Source organism: Pseudalkalibacillus sp. NRS-1564, assembly GCF_050467905.1.
Taxonomy (GTDB): Bacteria; Bacillota; Bacilli; order Bacillales; family Guptibacillaceae; genus Guptibacillus; species Guptibacillus hwajinpoensis_B.
On the sequence record NZ_JBITPM010000004.1, the window covers coordinates 20,786 to 37,742 of the forward strand.

Consider the following 16,957-nt stretch of genomic DNA (forward strand, 5'->3'; position numbering starts at 1 on the left):
ACAGGCAGACTCACAGCATCCTTTCTTTCTTACCGTTCAATACATGGCTATTATCAAAAATCTTACATCTCATCTATATTCTTCTCTATTATAACGCTTAACAAAATAAAATTAAAATAAAAGCGCCACTCGAATAGAATGGCACCCAATTTCAGCTTAATAAATAGGGGTTTTTTCAAAGGTAAAGATGACGTCCGAAATAAGTCGTTCAAACTCATCCTCCATAAGTGATAGCATCTCTTTTCTTTCTACAATTATGGCATTTCTACCCTTTTCTTCATCCAGAATATCCTCTAAGCTTAGAATTTCTTCCTTCGTACGAATCATTTGATCGGCAAGCTTAAGCTGCTGTTGAATGAGCTCATCAAACTCCTTCATTTAACCTCTCCTTCCAAATTGTGATTTGTGACATTCCCATGGAGCAAGCTAATACCATTACCGATTTCTAGCAAGCCTTCATCAAAAAAGAAATTCCATAAACTCATGTGAAATCCTTTGGGAACTTCTGTAGAGAAGTCAGGAGTTTTGTCATAAACTCCCTACAGGAGCAATACATTCTGGTTGTTCATTTCTAGGAGAATTCACAAGCGTCGAAACTTCATACGCATTCATTTCCTTAGAGGATATGGGCTTCATACACCTGCTTAAGATTTCACTATCACTTACTGTATCATCCAGCCAAATCCTCTCATCATCTCTTGTTAAAATGACGGGCATGCGATTATGTATCTCTTTCATAAATTCATTTGCTTCTGTGGTAAGTATCGTACATGTAAAATGATTTTTGTCGCCATCATTCCATTTTTCCCACAACCCCGCCATTGCAAACGGCTCACCCTTTCTTACTTGGATCCGCATCGGAATTTTCTGATCCTTCGTCTGCTTCCATTCATAAAAACCATCCGATAATATTAAACACCTTCGCTGCTTAAGAGCATGCTTAAAGCTCGCTTTCTCCTGAGCTGTTTCACTTCGCGCATTGATTAATTTATATGAGATAGACGCATCCTTTGCCCAGAATGGAATTAACCCCCAACGTAAGGTTCCCATTCGATTCATTTGATTTGCTCTAATCACAGCCGGGATCTGTTGAGATGGTGCTATATTAAATCGTGGTATATATTCATCCATGCTCGTTTGATCAATTTGAAACCTTTCAAGTAACACGTCGAGTTCTGTCGTTAGCGAAAATCGTCCGCACATAACCAACACCCCTTCCTATATTAGATTGTTTCTCCACTGGTCTTATAATCCCTACCAGCATTTAACTAACGAAAAACAGGGCTGACTAAGTCAGCCCTGTCCGGGAAGTTCGATTATTGTTGCTGCTGGTTCTTAGCAGATGCTTGCTGCTTATTTTGAGCAGACTTCGCGTTGCGAGCTTTCACTTGTTGTGCATCCGTTTCGCTTGCAAATTCAGCACCATATTGTTGCTGAGCTGCTTGTCCTGCAGATGCTTGCTGCTTATTTTGAGCAGACTTCGCGTTGCGAGCTTTTACTTCTTGTGCATCTGTTTCATTTGCAAATTCAGCACCGTATTGTTGCTGACCAGCTTTACCAGCAGAAGCTTGTTGGTTCTGCTGTTTCGCTTGTTGAATGTTTGCACCAGCTTGTGTTTGTCCTGGTTTCTTTGCCATGGCTTATCACCTCCCACAAACAATAGAATATCCAGTTACATGATTCTTATGTATTGTTTTTAGAAAAACTTGTTTCGGGTGCAATTAAACAAAAATCTTCTATATAGGACTGTTACTTAATAACTTATCAGAAATGAACATTTCATCATGCCTTCCATCTCTTCCCCTTCATACTGTTCAAATCAATGATACAAACTAAGGAGAAGAAGGAGGTTAAATGATGAATCATCGAGATATGACAGAGCTTTCTATGATGTCTAAAAAGGAATGGGTGGACGATGAACTATCTTTTTTTCACTATAGCCTTCAACAGGTTACTCCTTACTTAAATAGCGAAGGTGTAGCTATCCATCGAGAAATAATGAAAGAAATTGAACAGCGTGGTGGACTCTCAGCATTTATGCCCGAATAAAATCCAGTTCTTCGTCAAAAAAACAACCTTCTGAAACTCTTCAGAAGGTTGTTTAAGTATATGTTAGAAATTTGATTTCGATTGTCCGCCATCGACGTTGATTGTCGCACCAATAATCCATGAAGCTTTTTCAGAGGCAAGGAAAACAACGGCATTCGCTACTTCGTCAGTTGTCCCAAATCTTCCTCCTGGTATTTCTTTATCTACAAATTCAGCTATTTTTTCAGGATTATCATCAAGTCGTTTCTGCCAGTTCCCTGATGGATGCAGAATGGCTCCTGGAGCAACCCCATTCACGCGGACACCGTCTTTAATTAGCTCATCACCCATAGCTTTAGTAAAACTAATCATAGCCGACTTTGAATTATTATAGGTTGGTTTCCCACCAGATTCACGACCGAAGATAGAAGAAATATTGATGATTGCGCCACTTCCCTGTTGCTTCATGATTTCGGCAGAAAGCTGACTAAGGTGTACCGCTGAGTAGTAATTAAGTTCCATTGCTTTATGGAATTGAGATATATCCGTCTCCATAATTGTCGAACCACTGCTTCCCCCAGCGTTGTTTACTAAGATATCAAGTGAACCAAATTGCATGATGAAAGAATCAATGAGTTGGACGCGCTTCCGCTCATCCGTCACATCCGCTTCAAAAATGGCTAAGTCCTGACCAATCTCCTTCCTAGCCAATTCGAGATCATCACGATTTCTACCGCAAATCCCCACTTTCGCGCCTTCTTCATAGAACACCTTCGCGATCGACTTTCCAATCCCCTTAGAGCCTCCTGTAATAAGGACGCGTTTGTTTTCAAGATTCAAATTCAATCTGTTTCATCTCCTTCTAAAATCAGATTCACAATTTTTTTGGTGAGCTACAGGAAAGGCATAATCACGCAACTCATTCTTACAAACCATTTTCACCTTTTCATGATCGATATGACCAATAAATGATCCTTTATAAACTGTTAATTGCCATTTTAAATGGCTAAAAATATGATTAAACGAGGATAATTCCTTCTCAATCTTAGGGTTAATTTCATAAGTATCTTGTAAATGGTGTTTGAGCTGATTTTCTTTCAAACCACCTTCTGTTAATTCAACGTTTGGAAATTCCCACAAGCTTGCAAGAAGTCCTTTCTCCGGACGCTTTCGAATAAGAAATTCGCCTTCATTATTCTCAAGAGCTATAGCTGCAATCGGTACAGGTCTGGGGGCCTTTTTCTTTGATTTAATCGGCAGCTCTTCCTGCGATCCTTCAGCAAAGGCTCTACAATGTTCTTGTACAGGGCAAAGAAGACATGAAGGGGATCTTGGTGTACATACAATCGCACCAAGCTCCATCATCCCCTGATTGAATGAGGATGGATCCTCATCGGAAATAATTCGTCGAGTTACTTCTTCAAACGTCTTTCTTGCTGATGGTTTGGCAATATCCTCCCAAATCCCAATAATTCGCGAAAGAACACGCATCACGTTTCCATCAACAGCTGGCTGTGGTATGTCATAAGCAATGCTTAAAATTGCCCCAGCAGTGTAGGGCCCTACTCCCTTAAGTTCAGATATTTGCTTGGGATTATTCGGCACTATACCGTTATAAGTCTCTGCTACTTCTCGAACAGCACTTTGAAGATTTCTCGCCCTTGAGTAATAGCCAAGCCCTTCCCAGGCTTTTAATACATCTGCCTCTTCAGCATGTGCAAGTGCCTCCACAGTAGGAAAAAGGCTCATAAACCGCTCAAAATATGGGATTACAGTGTCTACTCTCGTTTGCTGTAGCATAATTTCAGATACCCATACACGATAAGGATCCTGATTTTCACGCCAAGGTAGTGTACGCTGCTCTTTTTTAAACCAGGCAATAAGGTCCTGTTGGAACTGCTTTTCATCGAAATAATGTAAAAGGTCTGTCACTTTCTCTGTCATAGATCAACTCTCCGATATGATATATTAAATGGTGTTAAAAGATTTATTTAAATTTACTAAGAAACTTCCTCAACCTTCGTCTATCACATATAATAACGCATCATACCTTTTCATTCACCTTTTAACTTTTCACATTCGTTCAAATTGGGTATAACTAAATAAAGAATGCAAAATAGACATAAATTCTTTTGGTCTATTTACGATCGTTAGCTAAACGATCGATACGTTTCATAAGGAGGATTCTTAGCCTATGGATACTGGGACACATGTGGTCATGGGACTGGGGATTGGAGCTCTTGCAACGTTAGATCCAGCTATTGCACAGGACCCCATTACCGCTCAAAGCGTTCTAATTGGAGCGCTAATAGGATCGCAGGCCCCGGACTTTGATACTGTGCTTAAACTTAAAAATAACGCTGTCTATATCCGACACCATCGTGGAATTACTCATTCCATTCCTGCAGTTCTTCTCTGGCCAATCATTATTAGCAGCGGAATAATGGTGTTTTTTCCTGAAACAAATTGGCTCCACCTTTGGTTATGGACATTTCTTGCTGTCTTCATTCATGTGTTTGTCGATATTTTTAACGCATATGGAACGCAAGCCATTAGGCCATTTTCTAACAGATGGGTAGCTCTTGGCGTCATTAATATTTTTGATCCATTTATTTTTCTCAGTCATATTGGTGGATTAATTCTCTGGTATTTGGGAGTCAATCCTGGGTACACTTTCCTCACGATCTACGGCATCCTTATTCTCTATTACGTTTGGAGAATAATTGAACAGAAGAAAGTGATTCATGCTGTGAGAGAGCGAATTCCAGATGCAGTCGAAGTGATCGTCTCACCAACAATTCGTTGGAGCAGGTGGCATATCGCAGTTAAATCTGAGACACAGTTTTATGTAGCTCGCGCTGAAGGAACTACGATCCATATTCAAGACGTATTTGATCGCGTTCCTGTTCCTAAAACACCAGTACTGGAATCTGCGAAGGAAGATCCTAACTTAAGTGCATTTCTTTCATTCTCACCAGTTTATAGATGGGAGATTGAAGAAAAAGAAGTTGGATATGAAGTTCGCTTTATTGATCTCCGCTATCGAAATAAAGGGCATTATCCATTTGTCGCCGTGGTACAAATGGAAGATCAGCTCGAAATAACGAGTTCCTATACTGGATGGGTTTACAGCGAAGATACGTTACGAAAGAAATTAGATCCCGCTCTTGATTAGTCGTTAACTTTATTTTATGACACAGAAAACCGGTTGGGCACATAATGTGTCCAGCCGGTTTTTGTTTAATGTTTTATGCTTCTGTCATCTCCAAAATACCCTTTATATTTTGGATTATTCATCATGAAATCGTGTAAAACAGGACCATAGTAGTCAATCCATTGCTTTACAATTTTTTCAGTTACATCCTGACCTTTATACTCTCTGCCAGCCTTGGCTCTTGACGATTCAAAATCCTCCCAAAGCAACTCCACCATTGTTCTCGCTTGACCATAAGAGAGGTGATCATTTTTCTCAAGAAGGTTATGAGTAAGCCTTTGAAATAAATCTTCCATGAGGCATTCTCCTTTCGTGGTGTAATTCAAATTCTGTCTAATAAATAACTTTGTTTGGCACATAACATTCCGACCGAATTCGCATACTAATGGTGTGCCTGATTCACAACACGATATTGGAAAGGGGCGCACGCTGATGAGAAATAAAAAAACCGGATTTCCAGATGCTAAATTTTCTGGTGAACCCCGCGCAAAAGAAGAATTCGCATCAAAACGTGCTGACGGGTCGATTAACACTCAACCACAAGAGCGGATGAATGCTTCAAATCGGACAGGCCACCGTCAGGGATAATTCTCTTATACAGGAGGTAGCATCTATGGGAAAAAATAACCGAGATAGACTTCATCCGAAATATGAGGATCCATTCCAATCTCCGCGTGCAAATCCAAAACACGCTCATAATCAGGTGAATGGAGAAACGCAGCAAACTTATAACGATATCGTTCTACAGGTACAAACACGTAAACGATCGTAAAAATGATGAAATAAGAGAGCAGCGTTACTGCTGCTCTTTTTGAATTAACATCGAAATAGGGAATGCTTCAATCTCATCGCTACCGTCACGGTTTCCCCATGCAAACGTCCCATTCATATAATCGATAATAAACGTAGAACCTGGATCACCATCAATTTCATATTTATGGCCCGGTATAAAGTCATCCGGGTTTAATAAATACGATTTAGCAAGTGCAATCCTTCGTTCATGAACGGCGAATTCATTGACCATGCCCATTTGCTCCGCTCTACGTGCTTTTTCGCTTAAGAGGGCAATTTCATTTCTTAGTTCCTGCTCACTCATATCACTGAAACGCTTTTCCATCCTTGACCTCCATCATCATCAATTCTTCCCCAAGTATAGTTCATTTTCTACTTCCTGACAAAAATATGCTACGCTTACCGAAAGGAGTGATTTTATATGAAAACCATCTTAATTACGGGTGCCGGTTCTGGCCTCGGAGCTGAGCTTGCAAAACAGTGGGCAACTAAAGGACACCATGTCGTACTTGTTGGTCGAACCAAACAAAAACTTGAATCCATTTACGAGGAAATCAATGATAATAAAGGTGTCTGTTCCATTTATGAATGCGATATAACTGATCCTGAAGAACTTAAAAAACTGAAACAAGCAATGGAGCGGGATAATCTACAAATTCACATGCTTGTAAACAATGCTGGTACAGGAACGTTCGGGGCTTTAGAAGACATTACTATTTCTGATATACATAAGGTTATTGATACAAATGTGAAAGGCACCATTTTTGCAACACAAACGTTCCTCCCTACATTAAAAAGCATGGAAGGTCGCATCATGAATATTATTTCTACCGCTGGTTTAAAAGGGAAAAATCACGAAACCGTCTACGTCGCTTCTAAATATGCGATAAGAGGTTTTACTGAGAGCTTATGGAAAGAACTAGAGGGCACGGGTGTCAGTGCAACTGCTGTTTATATGGGAGGGATGAATACTCCATTTTGGGCAAATTCCGATCATATTAATGATGTATCAAGACTTAAATCCCCATTTGAGAAAGCCCTCCAAATCATCGAGGAAGATGAAGGACAAAATGAGATATTTATTGATCGTTAAGTTCTTCTAGATATTTATTAATAAGCGGAAAAGGAAACCCTTTACGATATAAAAATTGCTTCATTTTATGATCGAATTCACGGCGCTCGAGTTTGCTATAGCGTCGTTCCGCTTTTTGGGCCTGAAGCACGAGCGCTTCCCATTCCTCGTCTTCTCCTTTTTCTAGATCGATTTGCTGCATCACTTCTTGAATGATGTCACGATCGAAGCCTTTGGCTCTTAGTTCCTGATTTACTTTCTGCCTTTGTTCCGTTGCTGAGGAAGTCTTTAGCTTTGATGCTTTTTTCTCAGCTAACTTAATTGCAATCTCAAGCTGTTGCTCATATGAGTATTCTTCAAGTGCTTTATCGGTCATCTTTTTATTAACTCCTTTTTGGTTGAGCTCTTGCGCGATGACAAATGGACCTTTTCCGCCTCCATTTACTTTTGTTCTAACAAAAGCAATAGCGAATTCAAGATCATTCACGTATCCATAGCGATGAAGCTTTTTGAAAATAGCTTCGAATGCCTCTTCAGGTATTTCCTTTTTAGTAAGGTATTCTTTCACCTCTTTTTCAGAGCGCATCCGGTAAGATAAATAATTTAACGCGTAATTCATGCCTTTTTTCACCTGGTCTTCAAAATGAATTCCTTCAAGCATCTCGTCGCTTAATTCGACGCCTTTTCGAAGACCAAAGCTGATCAGAACATCCTGGTCAACACCGAAACCAAATTCTTCACCTGAACCTTTATCTATAAATATCGAAAATCGTTCGTTATTGTTTTTTTGCGTTGTTATACGCGTAACCTTGACCAATGCACTCACCTCCACTCACATTGTAGCACTTTCTGAATAAACGAATGAAGTTAAAGCATTTGATTAGAGGAATATGAATATGGGTAAAGAACTAGTAGAAGTATATCGCGTACGCTTAGGAGGAAGATGATATGAACATTGCGATTACCGGAGGAACTGGTTTTGTTGGAAGTGAACTAACAGACTCTTTTGTTAATGACGGGCATTCGGTATTTATTCTAACACGGAACCCTGCAAACAAACCTATAAAAAAGGGGTTACTTATGTAAAGTGGCTTCAGGATGATGCTGAGCCAGAGAAGGACCTCCCAAAGATTCACGCCATCGTGAACCTTGCAGGCGAATCAATTAATAGCGGCCGGTGGACAGAAGAGCGTAAACAGCGTATTCTAGACAGCCGCATCTCGTCAACGAGAGAGATCATTTCCATCATTCAAAAACTTGATCATAAACCACGCGTTCTTGTAAACGCTTCTGCTATTGGATTTTATGGTTCATCAGTTGATAAATCATTTACCGAAAATGATACAGAACCTGGTTCTGACTTCCTGGCAGATGTTACACGCAAATGGGAAGATGAAGCAATGAAAGCACAGAATCATGGAGTTCGTACCGTTCTTGCGCGATTTGGTGTTGTCCTTGGCGAAGAAGGAGCCCTTCCTTTAATGACCTTGCCATATAAATTATTTATGGGTGGTAAACTTGGTGATGGACGACAATGGTATTCCTGGGTACATATTATGGATGTAGTTGGGATGATCCGATTTGCTGTTGATCACGATTCTGTCCAGGGACCATTAAACGTAACCGCGCCTGAACCAAAGAGAATGAATGATTTTGGTAAAACAGTTGGAGAAGTATTAAATCGACCTCACTGGATGCCTGTTCCTGAAGCACCTGTTCAAGCAGCTCTAGGAGAAAAAAGTGGGATTGTATTAAAAGGACAGTGCGTTCTTCCACAGAAAGCTAAAGAATTAGGCTATCCTTTCCGCTACATTAAATTAAAAGACGCATTAGAGAACCTGCTGGTCTAAACCAGCAGGTTTTTTTCAAACCCTCTCTTCATTTGGATAGTTAATGAAAAAGTAGTATTTCAATTAATAATCCTTCGGCATGTGCACCTTCGATTAGGTAGTATCGATGATGGATAATGGCTATAATGAATTAACTAGCTGTTTTCGACGATGTGTCGTTATAAAACTAAAGGATGATAGGTGAATAATGTGACGATATTATTTAAGCAAGCTCGAGTTTATCCAGTTTCATCACCATTACTCCCATGTGCTGATGTTCTTGTAAAGGACGGCCATATTCATGAAGTCTCCCCCTCTATATCTGAAGGAGCTGATATGACCGTAATTGACGGCAAAGGTTATCATCTTTTACCCGGTTTCATTGATGCACATACACATGTTGGCCTTTATGACGAGGGCACTGGCTGGGCCGGTAATGATGCAAATGAAACCGTAGAAGCTCTAACTCCCCATGTAAGAGCACTTGACGGTGTAAATCCACTCGATGTTGGTTTTAAAGATGCGATTGCATTTGGCGTAACTTCTGTCCAAGTTATGCCTGGAAGTGCGAATATTATTGGCGGTATAACAACTGTTCTGAAAACGCATGGAAAGAACGTAGAGAAAATGATTGTCAGAGAAACCGCCGGTCTAAAAATTGCATTAGGTGAAAACCCGAAACGGGTTCATAGTCACTCCAATAATGATTCCATTACCCGCATGGGAATTATGGGCCTTCTTCGAGAAGCATTCTATGATGCTGGGAGATCTAATCAGATCGAGCATCCACGAATTTCACCCATTATTGCAGCACTAAATCGTGAAATTCCTGTTAGAATTCACGCTCACCGTGCAGACGATATATTAACGGCTGTTCGATTTGCCAGGGAGTTTAATCTTGATCTCAGAATTGAGCATTGTACAGAAGGGCATCTTATTGCAGATGAACTTAGTGGACAAAACCTTAAAGTAACTGTAGGGCCTTCTATGACGAGACGTTCGAAAATAGAATTAAAGAATAAAACTTGGGCGACTTATGGTATTCTGAATAGCCACGGGATTGAGGTGTCAATCACAACAGATCATCCATACGTTCCTATTCAGTACTTAAACATTTGTGCAGCGCTTGCTGTTAGAGAAGGGTTAAGCGAAGAAAAAGCGATTGAAGGAATTACACTAAATCCCGCTAGAAGCCTTGGAGTAGAACACCGAATTGGAAGTATAGAAGTTGGAAAAGATGCCGATTTAGTGCTCTGGTCTAATCATCCATTCCAGTACGATGCCCGTCCAATATTGACGATGATTAACGGGGAAATTATTCGTTAAAATCGCTTAAATTTCTTGTCACATAGACACTTACAATAACTTTACATTTAGAAGTGAAAAATACGCAAAAAACCAGTATCTTTTTTTAAATAAATCGAGTATGATACTTTTGTAATTACAATAAAATGAACTAACAACTTCATATCTGAATATGGGAAGGCAATTGGTGCGCCACCAGCAGTGACTGGTCCTAGTGGGTTCGATTCCCACCCCGAATAATAATTCAACATACTATTATTCGAGGGTGGGGATAAGTCTGCCCTCGACAGGAGGGAAACTCATGATTAAACATCGTGACCTGTCGGAATGTCATATGCTATTTGACTTGATGGTTGACCCAGCTGTCTTCCCATTCGTACGTCATAAAGCAAGCTCTTACGAAGAATATCTATTCTTAACAAAACAACTTATTGAAGCTGAGGAGCAGGGAGAATTAATTTCTAGGACCATTCTTGATGAATGGGGTGCACCTATTGGTACAATTAATTTGTTTGATATTGAACATCAAACTGGCTTTCTTGGAACGTGGATTGGTACCCCTTACCACGGCAAAGGTTATAATCAAATCGCGAAAGAAGCTTTCTTCAATGAAATGTTTTTTGATAAGCAAATTCATACAATTTTCATGAGAATTAACAAGGATAACATTCGCTCTCAAAAAGCGGCAGAAAAAATCCCTTATGTCGAGAAAGCTAATGAGAAATGGCCTGAAGTTTATAAGCAAATTAATAATGGAGAGAAATCATATCATTTATATGAAATTGAACGCGATAACTATCATCTTCATGTCATGCGTGAAGGTACAGAAGCAGTTGAAGTTCAATTAGAAGCATAAGTTCCTGTTAAAGGAACTTTTTTTATTGTTATTATTGCCTTATTTCTATTGGTTTTTTTCTATAGAGTGCCATAATCCACAGTCTTACTATCGGCGACCGGTCATTGCTTTTATCCACATGTGCATAGAACTTTATGTGATGGCAATGCTAGTAGCATCTTAAGGAAAAGAGGGATTATTGTGGATAAACGTAAAGGCAGAGAAAATAAGGAAGCAAAAATGACGCTAACGAAGACCCAAGATGTTCTTTTTGGAAGAGAATTCAAACGTGCTGACCGAGCTGGGCATAAATAAAGACGAATAATTAAACAAAAACAAGCCATTCTAATGAGTGGAGAGATCTTCTCCAAACACATTTACAGGAGCTGATTAAGATGGCAAAACGTCCAAATTTTTCAGAAGGTAAACAAAAGCGTCAAGCTAAAAATCCAATTCCATCAGCACAAAACCAGGATGTAGAATTCGCAAATGAATTCGACACCGCTGATGCGAAAGCAGCAGAAAGATCTAAGGCCGCAAACCAGCGCGCGAAGAAAAACAAATAACCAAAAAGGGGACCGTATCGGTCCCTTTTTGATTTCAGAAAAAAATAGCGATTCAGAAGTTAACAAGAAAGTTATGCACAAGCTGTTAACAATGTGCATAACGTGTTATCTTTCCCTTTTTAAAGCACATTTACTATAAACAACTCTTTTTGTTGATAACCTCGTATTAACTTGTGGATATTGTTGATAAACTTGTTAGTAACGCTATAAATACCTATTTATATTGTGCATAAGTCTGTGGAAAGTGTTAATGACTGTATTTAGCTTCCAGTCGGAAGTGATTAACTACTTCCACTATCCATAAATAAGCTTGTAACTATTTCTTATTCCCTGTGTTTCTTTTAAAAACAGACACTACTTCAATATGAGAGGTTTGTGGAAACATATCGACTGGCTGTAATTGCTGAAGCTCATATCCCTTTTTCATTAAATAGGAAGAATCTTTTGCAAGCGTTGAAGGATTACAAGATACATAAACAATTCGATCTGGCTTTGCTTTTACCATCGTAGCTAATAACGTCTCATCACAGCCGGTTCTCGGTGGATCTACCACAATCACGTTTGGTTTGAACCCTTCTTTTATCCACTTAGGAACGACCTCTTCTGCTTTACCTACATCGTAAGTCATCTTCTCCTGAAAACCGTGACTTTTAGCATTCTTTCTTGCATCATCAATCGATTCTTTAATGACATCCATCCCTCTGACTTCTCGCGCATTATCGGCAAGCCATAATCCAATCGTACCTACTCCACAATAAGCATCTATAATGTTTTCTTTACCAGTAAGCGCAGCAGCTTTTTTCACTTCATCATAGAGGTGAACAGTTTGCGTGGGATTTAGCTGGAAAAAGGCACGAGCAGATAATTCGAAATTTAAATCTCCTAATGATTCCTCTATTACTTCTTCCCCATCTAATACGAAGGTTTTATCACCGAATATTAGAGATGTTCTCTGCCCATTTACATTTTGAATAACCGACTTCACTTCAGGAAGCCTTTTCTTCACTTCTTTAATAAGTAATTCTTTCCGCGGAATGTTCTCTTCTGAAGTGACAAGCACTAATTGAATTTGTCCCGTTTCAAATCCAACTCTCGTTACGATTGTACGAACTAGCCCCTTCCTCTTCTTTTCATGATATATCGAAATATTTAAATCCTCGAGTATCTTCACAACTTGACGAGTGACTCTATTTGTTTCCGGGTGTTGTACTAAACAGTTTGTCAGTTCAACAAGCTCGTGTGACCCTGCTCCGTATAATCCTGCAATGACTTTTCCCTTTTGCTTTCTTACCTGAAGCTGACTTTTATTTCGATAGTTCCAGGGATCTTTCATTCCAATTACAGGCTTTATCGTTATATCCTTTTCACCCAATTTTGCATGTCGTTCAAACGACTGAATCACAATATCCCGTTTTTCACGAAGTTGTGCCTTATAGCTTAAATGTTGGAGCTGACATCCTCCACACTCTTCATATACCGGACATGGTGGAGTGGTTCTGTCATTCGATTTTTTTCGAAGCCTTTTTATTTTTGCTTCAGCACGATTTGAAAAAACCTTTGTGACTTCAGCTGTAATTTCTTCTCCTGGTAGTGCTCCCGGAACAAATACCACTGTCCTTTTAAAAAAACCGACGCCTTCTCCATTTATCCCCAATCGTTTAATTGTTAAAGGAATTGTTTGACCGTTCGTAAGCCCTGTCCCTTTCACATTTTTGTTATCCAAAAATATCTCTCCTTCTACTTAACCGCTTAAGCTTTCCCATAAATACATGGACACATAGCTTGAATACGGAGACCATTTCTCTTTATACTTAGCGACTTCTTCTTTCGTAGGCTTTGTTGGTAATTGAAACCATTTCATAATGGCATTTTGGATCCCAACATCACCTGCAGGTAATATATCTTTCCGTCTTAGTCCAAAAAGCAGTACACATTCAACTGTCCATGGACCAACACCTCTTATAGGAAGCAGTTCATCATATACTTCCTTAGTTGTTAATTTGTAAAGATTCTCTAAATCAAGCGCTCCTGATACAATCTTTTCAGCAATCCCAATCACATATTCAGCTTTTCTTTTGCTAAATTGTAAATCGCGTAATTCGTGAACAGTTAAACGACTAACCACCTCTGGTTTAGGATAGAACCACACGCCGTCCATTTCAGTTCCATAGCTTGTCACAAAACGATAGGTCAACGTATACGCAAACTTCATATTAAGCTGCTGATGAATAATATTCTTCAGTAGTGCACAATAAGCGTCAGGCTCACAAATAATTGGCATACCGAGGTAATTATTCATTAATGATCGAATATTTGTTTCTTTTAATACTGATGAGATCCCTTCAATGTCCATATGAAAGTCAAACATTTGACTAATCTGAGTAATCGCTTGTTCCTTATTACTTACATCATATCCGTATATCTCAAAGCAAGGGTATTTACGATTTCCAGTTGATTGAACTGTATATACGGCTTTTTCATTATTAATAATAAGAGGAATCTTAAATTGTTGCCTGTGACCATCGATATACTGAAGCGGATCCATGCTCATTCTTTGGAAAAGTCGATCTACGTCATATGGCGCTTTAGGATATAATTTCTCAACCCACATCATAACGCCTCCCTTTCTTAGGTCGTCTATATTATCGCAAATCCAAAACAGGATTACTAGTTACAGAATAGTAAGTCGTCCTTTCTTCTTTCTTCTTAAATCACGCAAAAGACTGCCATTTCTGGCAGCCTAGAATATTTATTAAGGAATAAGCGGTTCAGGAATTGTTTCAGTTAGGACAAGGTCATCCAAACTTTTAAAGGTATACCCGTCTTTCTTTAAATCCTTAATAACTTTCTGAAGAGCTTCAGCGTTATCTTTTGAGACTGTATGAAGAAGCAGTATCGCTCCCGGGTGAACTTGTTTCATAATCGAATCATAAGCATACTGACTCCCCTTTTGCTTATCCGTTTCCCAATCTTTATAGGCAAGTGACCAGAAGATGTTACGATACCCCTCTTCGTAAGAAATAGCGAGTGACCTTTCGCTAAAAACCCCACGAGGTGGTCGAACATACTGCATCGTTTCATCTCCAGTTAATCGAGTGTACTCCTCCTTCACTTTTTTTAATTCAAGTCTTATCTTTTCATCAGAAATGGCCGTCATGTCAGGGTGACTCCAGGAATGATTCCCAACTATATGTCCCTCTTTTACCATTCTCTTAACGAGATCTGGCTGGTCCTTTAAGTAATGACCGGTAACGAAAAAAGTGGCAGGTACATCTTCTTTCTTTAGAACATCCAAAATATCGTCAGTGAACCCATTCTCATACCCATTATCAAATGTCATATACAATTCCTTCTGATCCGTTCGACCAATGAAGTAGCTGTCGTAGGGCTTTAGTAATTCCTGAAATTCAGGCTCTGTTGTGGCAGGTGCATGATTTTTGCTTCGTTTAAAATACCAATCATGAGACGTGTTATCTATCGCATAGGTTCCCGTCACTGTTCCAATAAATATAACCATCGTCATTACGAGTATCCTCATTTAATCCCTCCTTTGTCTGTCCCCTTATTTAGTGTGTGAAGTTTGCACTGTTTTCTATCCTAATTCCATCTCTTTGGCTAAGGAAATTACTTCCTCGAACCGAATACCTTGTTATCCTCATAAGAAAACCAGCATTTCTGCTGGTTATTGTCGCGTATTAAATTCAAAACCAAGGTAGTCTTGAACCGGGATCCATGCACCAATTCCTTGCTGAGTCACGTTACGAACCTCAAGTTTCATTTTGCTTCCTTTTAAAACAAGATAAACTTCTCCATATGTTACTGTCCCTTTTTCATTTACAGCAGGAACATAGCTCGTTAAAGTACCATAGTTCTTAGCTCCCACATTATACACATTACCTTTTTTAGTATCTTTCCCAATCATTGTTTGAAAAGATAAAGAGAGCTTCGTTTTTTCAGATGCCTTCATCATCATCATCTTCTTCACGTCTTCACTATCAGGAATTGAGGCCGTTAATCCACCATTCACCTTCTTCTCTTCCTCTTGGCGATACGTCATCTGAATTGGACCACTTCCACCTCGATTATCTACCCGATTTATATTTGCCTGCTTGTATTGCCAGTTAATATTTGTTTCTGCAGAATCATAATTCAACGCCCACTTACCTAGATAAATACTCGCACGATAACCGATCGCTAGCTTAGACGGTGAAATCGAAGAATCATTTAAAATCTGAATCAATTCAGGATTAGCAATGGGGACATCTGCAGATCCTGTTAACTCCTTCGTCAACTCACTCGGCTGCAAGGTAGGTAAATCCTGTGCGGGATTTGGATAAGTGTTTTCTTTCGAAATATTAACCGTAGAATCAGGAACTTTTAGCGATTGATCTTTCCCCGCTTTCTGCCCTTCTGCGGCTAGTGTGTTTAGAGGTAGAATAACAGCTAGAATAACGAGCATTAACAAGATTTTCTTCATACAAACTTCTCCTTTGTTAGCATTCATTTAAACGAATGGCTTCAAACTCATATCAGTATTTTTTTCTAGAACCATCCCTTTTATCCAACAAATTTAGATATGAAAAGCGGAAACGAACGTTTAGAGCCGACAAGCGCTAGACATTTCCCACAAAAAAAATGAACGCTTAAGCGTTCATTTTCTCAAAAGTAGGATAGAAAAATTGGACAAGAGGTCCGATGCCAAATGTAATGGCAATCGTGCCCACACCAATCGGCCCTCCTAAAAGCAATGCAGCAAGTAGCGCAATAAGTTCACCAGCCGTTTTCGAAGTTCGAATGCTTAAACCAGTTCTATGATGAATCGCAAGCATTAAACCATCGATTGGGATCACCGCAAATTTGGCTTGAAGGTATATCGCGATACCAAGGCCGATGAATATCATTCCTATTATAAAAACCGCATAAGCAAAGAATACGTCCGTAATCGTCCAATTTGAAAATAACGTAATTAACCAAAAATCAATAAACAAACCTGTTACGATAATCGTGATAAGAGCAAAGAAATCTGGCCAGGCTTTCATCAGAAGCGCATTGACTATAATCAAGATGACTCCAACGAGGATTACCCAGGTCCCAACCGTAAAACCGATCTTCTCAGATAATCCTACGTTAAGCGCATCCCAAGCTCCTGCTCCGATATCAGATTTAATTGTTAATGTTATTCCAGCAGTTAATACGAAAAGCCCTATTACATAAAATAAGAATCGTTTTATTTTCACTGACTGCATCCTCTCTTTAACTACATCCTTTTCATTGTAACGTAAGATGTAGTGAAAAGACGACATTTTCTAAGCTATT

General features: G+C 39.3%; 22 protein-coding genes and 1 pseudogene. 10 read left to right on the forward strand and 13 right to left on the reverse strand.

Going from position 1 to position 16,957, the window contains the following annotated elements; translation table 11 throughout:
- Nucleotides 1-156: 156 nt before the first annotated feature.
- The 3 genes from ACIFPW_RS01555 to ACIFPW_RS01565 all read right to left on the reverse strand — a co-directional run bounded on the left by ACIFPW_RS01555 (nt 157) and on the right by ACIFPW_RS01565 (nt 1,637).
- On the reverse strand, nt 157-378 hold the full coding sequence (locus ACIFPW_RS01555) for a hypothetical protein (RefSeq protein WP_430241508.1): 222 nt from the start codon (nt 376-378) through the stop codon (nt 157-159).
- 150 nt (nt 379-528) lie between these two features.
- Nucleotides 529-1,203 (reverse strand): SOS response-associated peptidase, encoded by a 675-nt coding sequence (locus ACIFPW_RS01560; RefSeq protein ID WP_430241510.1) that lies wholly within the window; start codon nt 1,201-1,203, stop codon nt 529-531.
- 113 nt (nt 1,204-1,316) lie between these two features.
- Nucleotides 1,317-1,637 carry a gamma-type small acid-soluble spore protein gene (locus ACIFPW_RS01565; RefSeq protein WP_194220091.1) on the reverse strand — a complete coding sequence of 107 codons (321 nt, stop codon included), beginning with the start codon at nt 1,635-1,637 and terminating at the stop codon, nt 1,317-1,319.
- A gap of 220 nt (nt 1,638-1,857) precedes the next feature.
- Here ACIFPW_RS01565 and ACIFPW_RS01570 point away from each other — a divergent pair, with 220 nt between their 5' ends.
- On the forward strand, nt 1,858-2,049 hold the full coding sequence (locus ACIFPW_RS01570) for a hypothetical protein (RefSeq protein ID WP_370313995.1): 192 nt from the start codon (nt 1,858-1,860) through the stop codon (nt 2,047-2,049).
- Nucleotides 2,050-2,112: 63 nt separating this feature from the next.
- On the opposite strand, the gene ACIFPW_RS01575 is transcribed toward ACIFPW_RS01570, so the two are convergent.
- Both ACIFPW_RS01575 and mutY read right to left on the reverse strand, forming a co-directional pair.
- On the reverse strand, nt 2,113-2,874 hold the full coding sequence (locus ACIFPW_RS01575; protein ID WP_430241512.1) for an SDR family NAD(P)-dependent oxidoreductase: 762 nt from the start codon (nt 2,872-2,874) through the stop codon (nt 2,113-2,115).
- Between the two features lie 6 nt (nt 2,875-2,880).
- A complete protein-coding gene (mutY, locus tag ACIFPW_RS01580) occupies nt 2,881-3,972 on the reverse strand; it encodes an A/G-specific adenine glycosylase (protein ID WP_430241513.1) in 1,092 nt (363 codons plus the stop codon).
- A gap of 250 nt (nt 3,973-4,222) precedes the next feature.
- On the opposite strand from mutY, the gene ACIFPW_RS01585 reads away from it, so the two are divergent.
- Nucleotides 4,223-5,203: a metal-dependent hydrolase gene (locus tag ACIFPW_RS01585; RefSeq protein ID WP_430241515.1), complete on the forward strand. Its 981-nt coding sequence runs from the start codon at nt 4,223-4,225 to the stop codon at nt 5,201-5,203.
- Between the two features lie 65 nt (nt 5,204-5,268).
- On the opposite strand, the gene ACIFPW_RS01590 is transcribed toward ACIFPW_RS01585, so the two are convergent.
- Nucleotides 5,269-5,538, reverse strand: a complete 270-nt coding sequence (locus ACIFPW_RS01590; RefSeq protein WP_159781055.1) for a YfhJ family protein — start codon at nt 5,536-5,538, stop codon at nt 5,269-5,271.
- 136 nt (nt 5,539-5,674) lie between these two features.
- Here ACIFPW_RS01590 and sspK point away from each other — a divergent pair, with 136 nt between their 5' ends.
- Together sspK and ACIFPW_RS01600 are read left to right on the forward strand one after the other, a co-directional pair.
- Nucleotides 5,675-5,830 carry a small, acid-soluble spore protein K gene (gene sspK, locus ACIFPW_RS01595; protein WP_194220097.1) on the forward strand — a complete coding sequence of 52 codons (156 nt, stop codon included), beginning with the start codon at nt 5,675-5,677 and terminating at the stop codon, nt 5,828-5,830.
- Nucleotides 5,831-5,855: 25 nt separating this feature from the next.
- Nucleotides 5,856-6,014 carry a YpzG family protein gene (locus ACIFPW_RS01600; protein WP_194220098.1) on the forward strand — a complete coding sequence of 53 codons (159 nt, stop codon included), beginning with the start codon at nt 5,856-5,858 and terminating at the stop codon, nt 6,012-6,014.
- A gap of 24 nt (nt 6,015-6,038) precedes the next feature.
- Here the strand turns inward: ACIFPW_RS01600 and ACIFPW_RS01605 are convergent, their stop codons facing one another.
- Nucleotides 6,039-6,359, reverse strand: coding sequence for a YfhH family protein (locus ACIFPW_RS01605; RefSeq protein ID WP_283153076.1), 321 nt, complete (start codon nt 6,357-6,359; stop codon nt 6,039-6,041).
- A gap of 96 nt (nt 6,360-6,455) precedes the next feature.
- Here ACIFPW_RS01605 and ACIFPW_RS01610 point away from each other — a divergent pair, with 96 nt between their 5' ends.
- Nucleotides 6,456-7,127, forward strand: coding sequence for an SDR family NAD(P)-dependent oxidoreductase (locus ACIFPW_RS01610; protein ID WP_430241517.1), 672 nt, complete (start codon nt 6,456-6,458; stop codon nt 7,125-7,127).
- On the opposite strand, the gene recX is transcribed toward ACIFPW_RS01610, so the two are convergent.
- Nucleotides 7,114-7,923 (reverse strand): recombination regulator RecX, encoded by an 810-nt coding sequence (gene recX / locus ACIFPW_RS01615; RefSeq protein WP_303533928.1) that lies wholly within the window; start codon nt 7,921-7,923, stop codon nt 7,114-7,116. The two genes, ACIFPW_RS01610 and recX, sit on opposite strands and share 14 nt — an antisense overlap.
- Before the next feature lie 131 nt (nt 7,924-8,054).
- On the opposite strand from recX, the pseudogene ACIFPW_RS01620 reads away from it, so the two are divergent.
- The 5 genes and pseudogenes from ACIFPW_RS01620 (at nt 8,055) to ACIFPW_RS01640 (ending at nt 11,641) form a co-directional block, all read left to right on the forward strand.
- Nucleotides 8,055-8,956: pseudogene (locus ACIFPW_RS01620) on the forward strand (TIGR01777 family oxidoreductase).
- Nucleotides 8,957-9,145: 189 nt separating this feature from the next.
- The gene (locus ACIFPW_RS01625; protein ID WP_430241520.1) at nt 9,146-10,261 is read left to right on the forward strand and encodes an amidohydrolase; all 1,116 of its coding nucleotides are present in this window, start codon (nt 9,146-9,148) and stop codon (nt 10,259-10,261) included.
- A gap of 280 nt (nt 10,262-10,541) precedes the next feature.
- The gene (locus ACIFPW_RS01630) at nt 10,542-11,096 is read left to right on the forward strand and encodes a GNAT family N-acetyltransferase (RefSeq protein ID WP_430241522.1); all 555 of its coding nucleotides are present in this window, start codon (nt 10,542-10,544) and stop codon (nt 11,094-11,096) included.
- Nucleotides 11,097-11,276: 180 nt separating this feature from the next.
- Nucleotides 11,277-11,390, forward strand: coding sequence for a YfhE family protein (locus ACIFPW_RS01635; protein ID WP_194220105.1), 114 nt, complete (start codon nt 11,277-11,279; stop codon nt 11,388-11,390).
- 80 nt (nt 11,391-11,470) lie between these two features.
- Complete coding sequence (locus ACIFPW_RS01640) at nt 11,471-11,641, forward strand: hypothetical protein (protein WP_430241524.1); 171 nt, start codon at nt 11,471-11,473, stop codon at nt 11,639-11,641.
- A gap of 316 nt (nt 11,642-11,957) precedes the next feature.
- Here ACIFPW_RS01640 and rlmD read toward each other — a convergent pair whose 3' ends face one another.
- The 5 genes from rlmD to ACIFPW_RS01665 form a co-directional block, all read right to left on the reverse strand.
- A complete protein-coding gene (gene rlmD, locus ACIFPW_RS01645) occupies nt 11,958-13,364 on the reverse strand; it encodes a 23S rRNA (uracil(1939)-C(5))-methyltransferase RlmD (protein WP_430241526.1) in 1,407 nt (468 codons plus the stop codon).
- 18 nt (nt 13,365-13,382) lie between these two features.
- Nucleotides 13,383-14,252, reverse strand: coding sequence for a DNA-3-methyladenine glycosylase family protein (locus ACIFPW_RS01650; protein WP_430241528.1), 870 nt, complete (start codon nt 14,250-14,252; stop codon nt 13,383-13,385).
- 141 nt (nt 14,253-14,393) lie between these two features.
- Nucleotides 14,394-15,179 (reverse strand): delta-lactam-biosynthetic de-N-acetylase, encoded by a 786-nt coding sequence (gene pdaA, locus ACIFPW_RS01655; RefSeq protein WP_430241530.1) that lies wholly within the window; start codon nt 15,177-15,179, stop codon nt 14,394-14,396.
- A gap of 144 nt (nt 15,180-15,323) precedes the next feature.
- Entirely contained in the window at nt 15,324-16,118 is a 795-nt protein-coding gene (locus ACIFPW_RS01660; RefSeq protein WP_430241532.1) for a YfkD family protein, read from the reverse strand.
- A gap of 166 nt (nt 16,119-16,284) precedes the next feature.
- A complete protein-coding gene (locus tag ACIFPW_RS01665) occupies nt 16,285-16,887 on the reverse strand; it encodes a YczE/YyaS/YitT family protein (protein WP_430241626.1) in 603 nt (200 codons plus the stop codon).
- Nucleotides 16,888-16,957: the final 70 nt, after the last annotated feature.

What these genes read in the sequence shown, in the direction of transcription:
- ACIFPW_RS01555 (WP_430241508.1), bottom strand. Translation starts at nt 378, where the DNA reads ATGAAGGAGTTTGATGAGCTCATTCAACAGCAGCTTAAGCTTGCCGAT.
- ACIFPW_RS01560 (WP_430241510.1), bottom strand. Translation starts at nt 1,203, where the DNA reads ATGTGCGGACGATTTTCGCTAACGACAGAACTCGACGTGTTACTTGAA.
- ACIFPW_RS01565 (WP_194220091.1), bottom strand. Translation starts at nt 1,637, where the DNA reads ATGGCAAAGAAACCAGGACAAACACAAGCTGGTGCAAACATTCAACAA.
- ACIFPW_RS01570 (WP_370313995.1), top strand. Translation starts at nt 1,858, where the DNA reads ATGAATCATCGAGATATGACAGAGCTTTCTATGATGTCTAAAAAGGAA.
- mutY (WP_430241513.1), bottom strand. Translation starts at nt 3,972, where the DNA reads ATGACAGAGAAAGTGACAGACCTTTTACATTATTTCGATGAAAAGCAG.
- ACIFPW_RS01585 (WP_430241515.1), top strand. Translation starts at nt 4,223, where the DNA reads ATGGATACTGGGACACATGTGGTCATGGGACTGGGGATTGGAGCTCTT.
- ACIFPW_RS01590 (WP_159781055.1), bottom strand. Translation starts at nt 5,538, where the DNA reads ATGGAAGATTTATTTCAAAGGCTTACTCATAACCTTCTTGAGAAAAAT.
- sspK (WP_194220097.1), top strand. Translation starts at nt 5,675, where the DNA reads ATGAGAAATAAAAAAACCGGATTTCCAGATGCTAAATTTTCTGGTGAA.
- ACIFPW_RS01600 (WP_194220098.1), top strand. Translation starts at nt 5,856, where the DNA reads ATGGGAAAAAATAACCGAGATAGACTTCATCCGAAATATGAGGATCCA.
- ACIFPW_RS01605 (WP_283153076.1), bottom strand. Translation starts at nt 6,359, where the DNA reads ATGGAAAAGCGTTTCAGTGATATGAGTGAGCAGGAACTAAGAAATGAA.
- ACIFPW_RS01610 (WP_430241517.1), top strand. Translation starts at nt 6,456, where the DNA reads ATGAAAACCATCTTAATTACGGGTGCCGGTTCTGGCCTCGGAGCTGAG.
- ACIFPW_RS01630 (WP_430241522.1), top strand. Translation starts at nt 10,542, where the DNA reads ATGATTAAACATCGTGACCTGTCGGAATGTCATATGCTATTTGACTTG.
- ACIFPW_RS01640 (WP_430241524.1), top strand. Translation starts at nt 11,471, where the DNA reads ATGGCAAAACGTCCAAATTTTTCAGAAGGTAAACAAAAGCGTCAAGCT.
- ACIFPW_RS01650 (WP_430241528.1), bottom strand. Translation starts at nt 14,252, where the DNA reads ATGTGGGTTGAGAAATTATATCCTAAAGCGCCATATGACGTAGATCGA.
- pdaA (WP_430241530.1), bottom strand. Translation starts at nt 15,179, where the DNA reads ATGAGGATACTCGTAATGACGATGGTTATATTTATTGGAACAGTGACG.
- ACIFPW_RS01660 (WP_430241532.1), bottom strand. Translation starts at nt 16,118, where the DNA reads ATGAAGAAAATCTTGTTAATGCTCGTTATTCTAGCTGTTATTCTACCT.
- ACIFPW_RS01665 (WP_430241626.1), bottom strand. Translation starts at nt 16,887, where the DNA reads ATGCAGTCAGTGAAAATAAAACGATTCTTATTTTATGTAATAGGGCTT.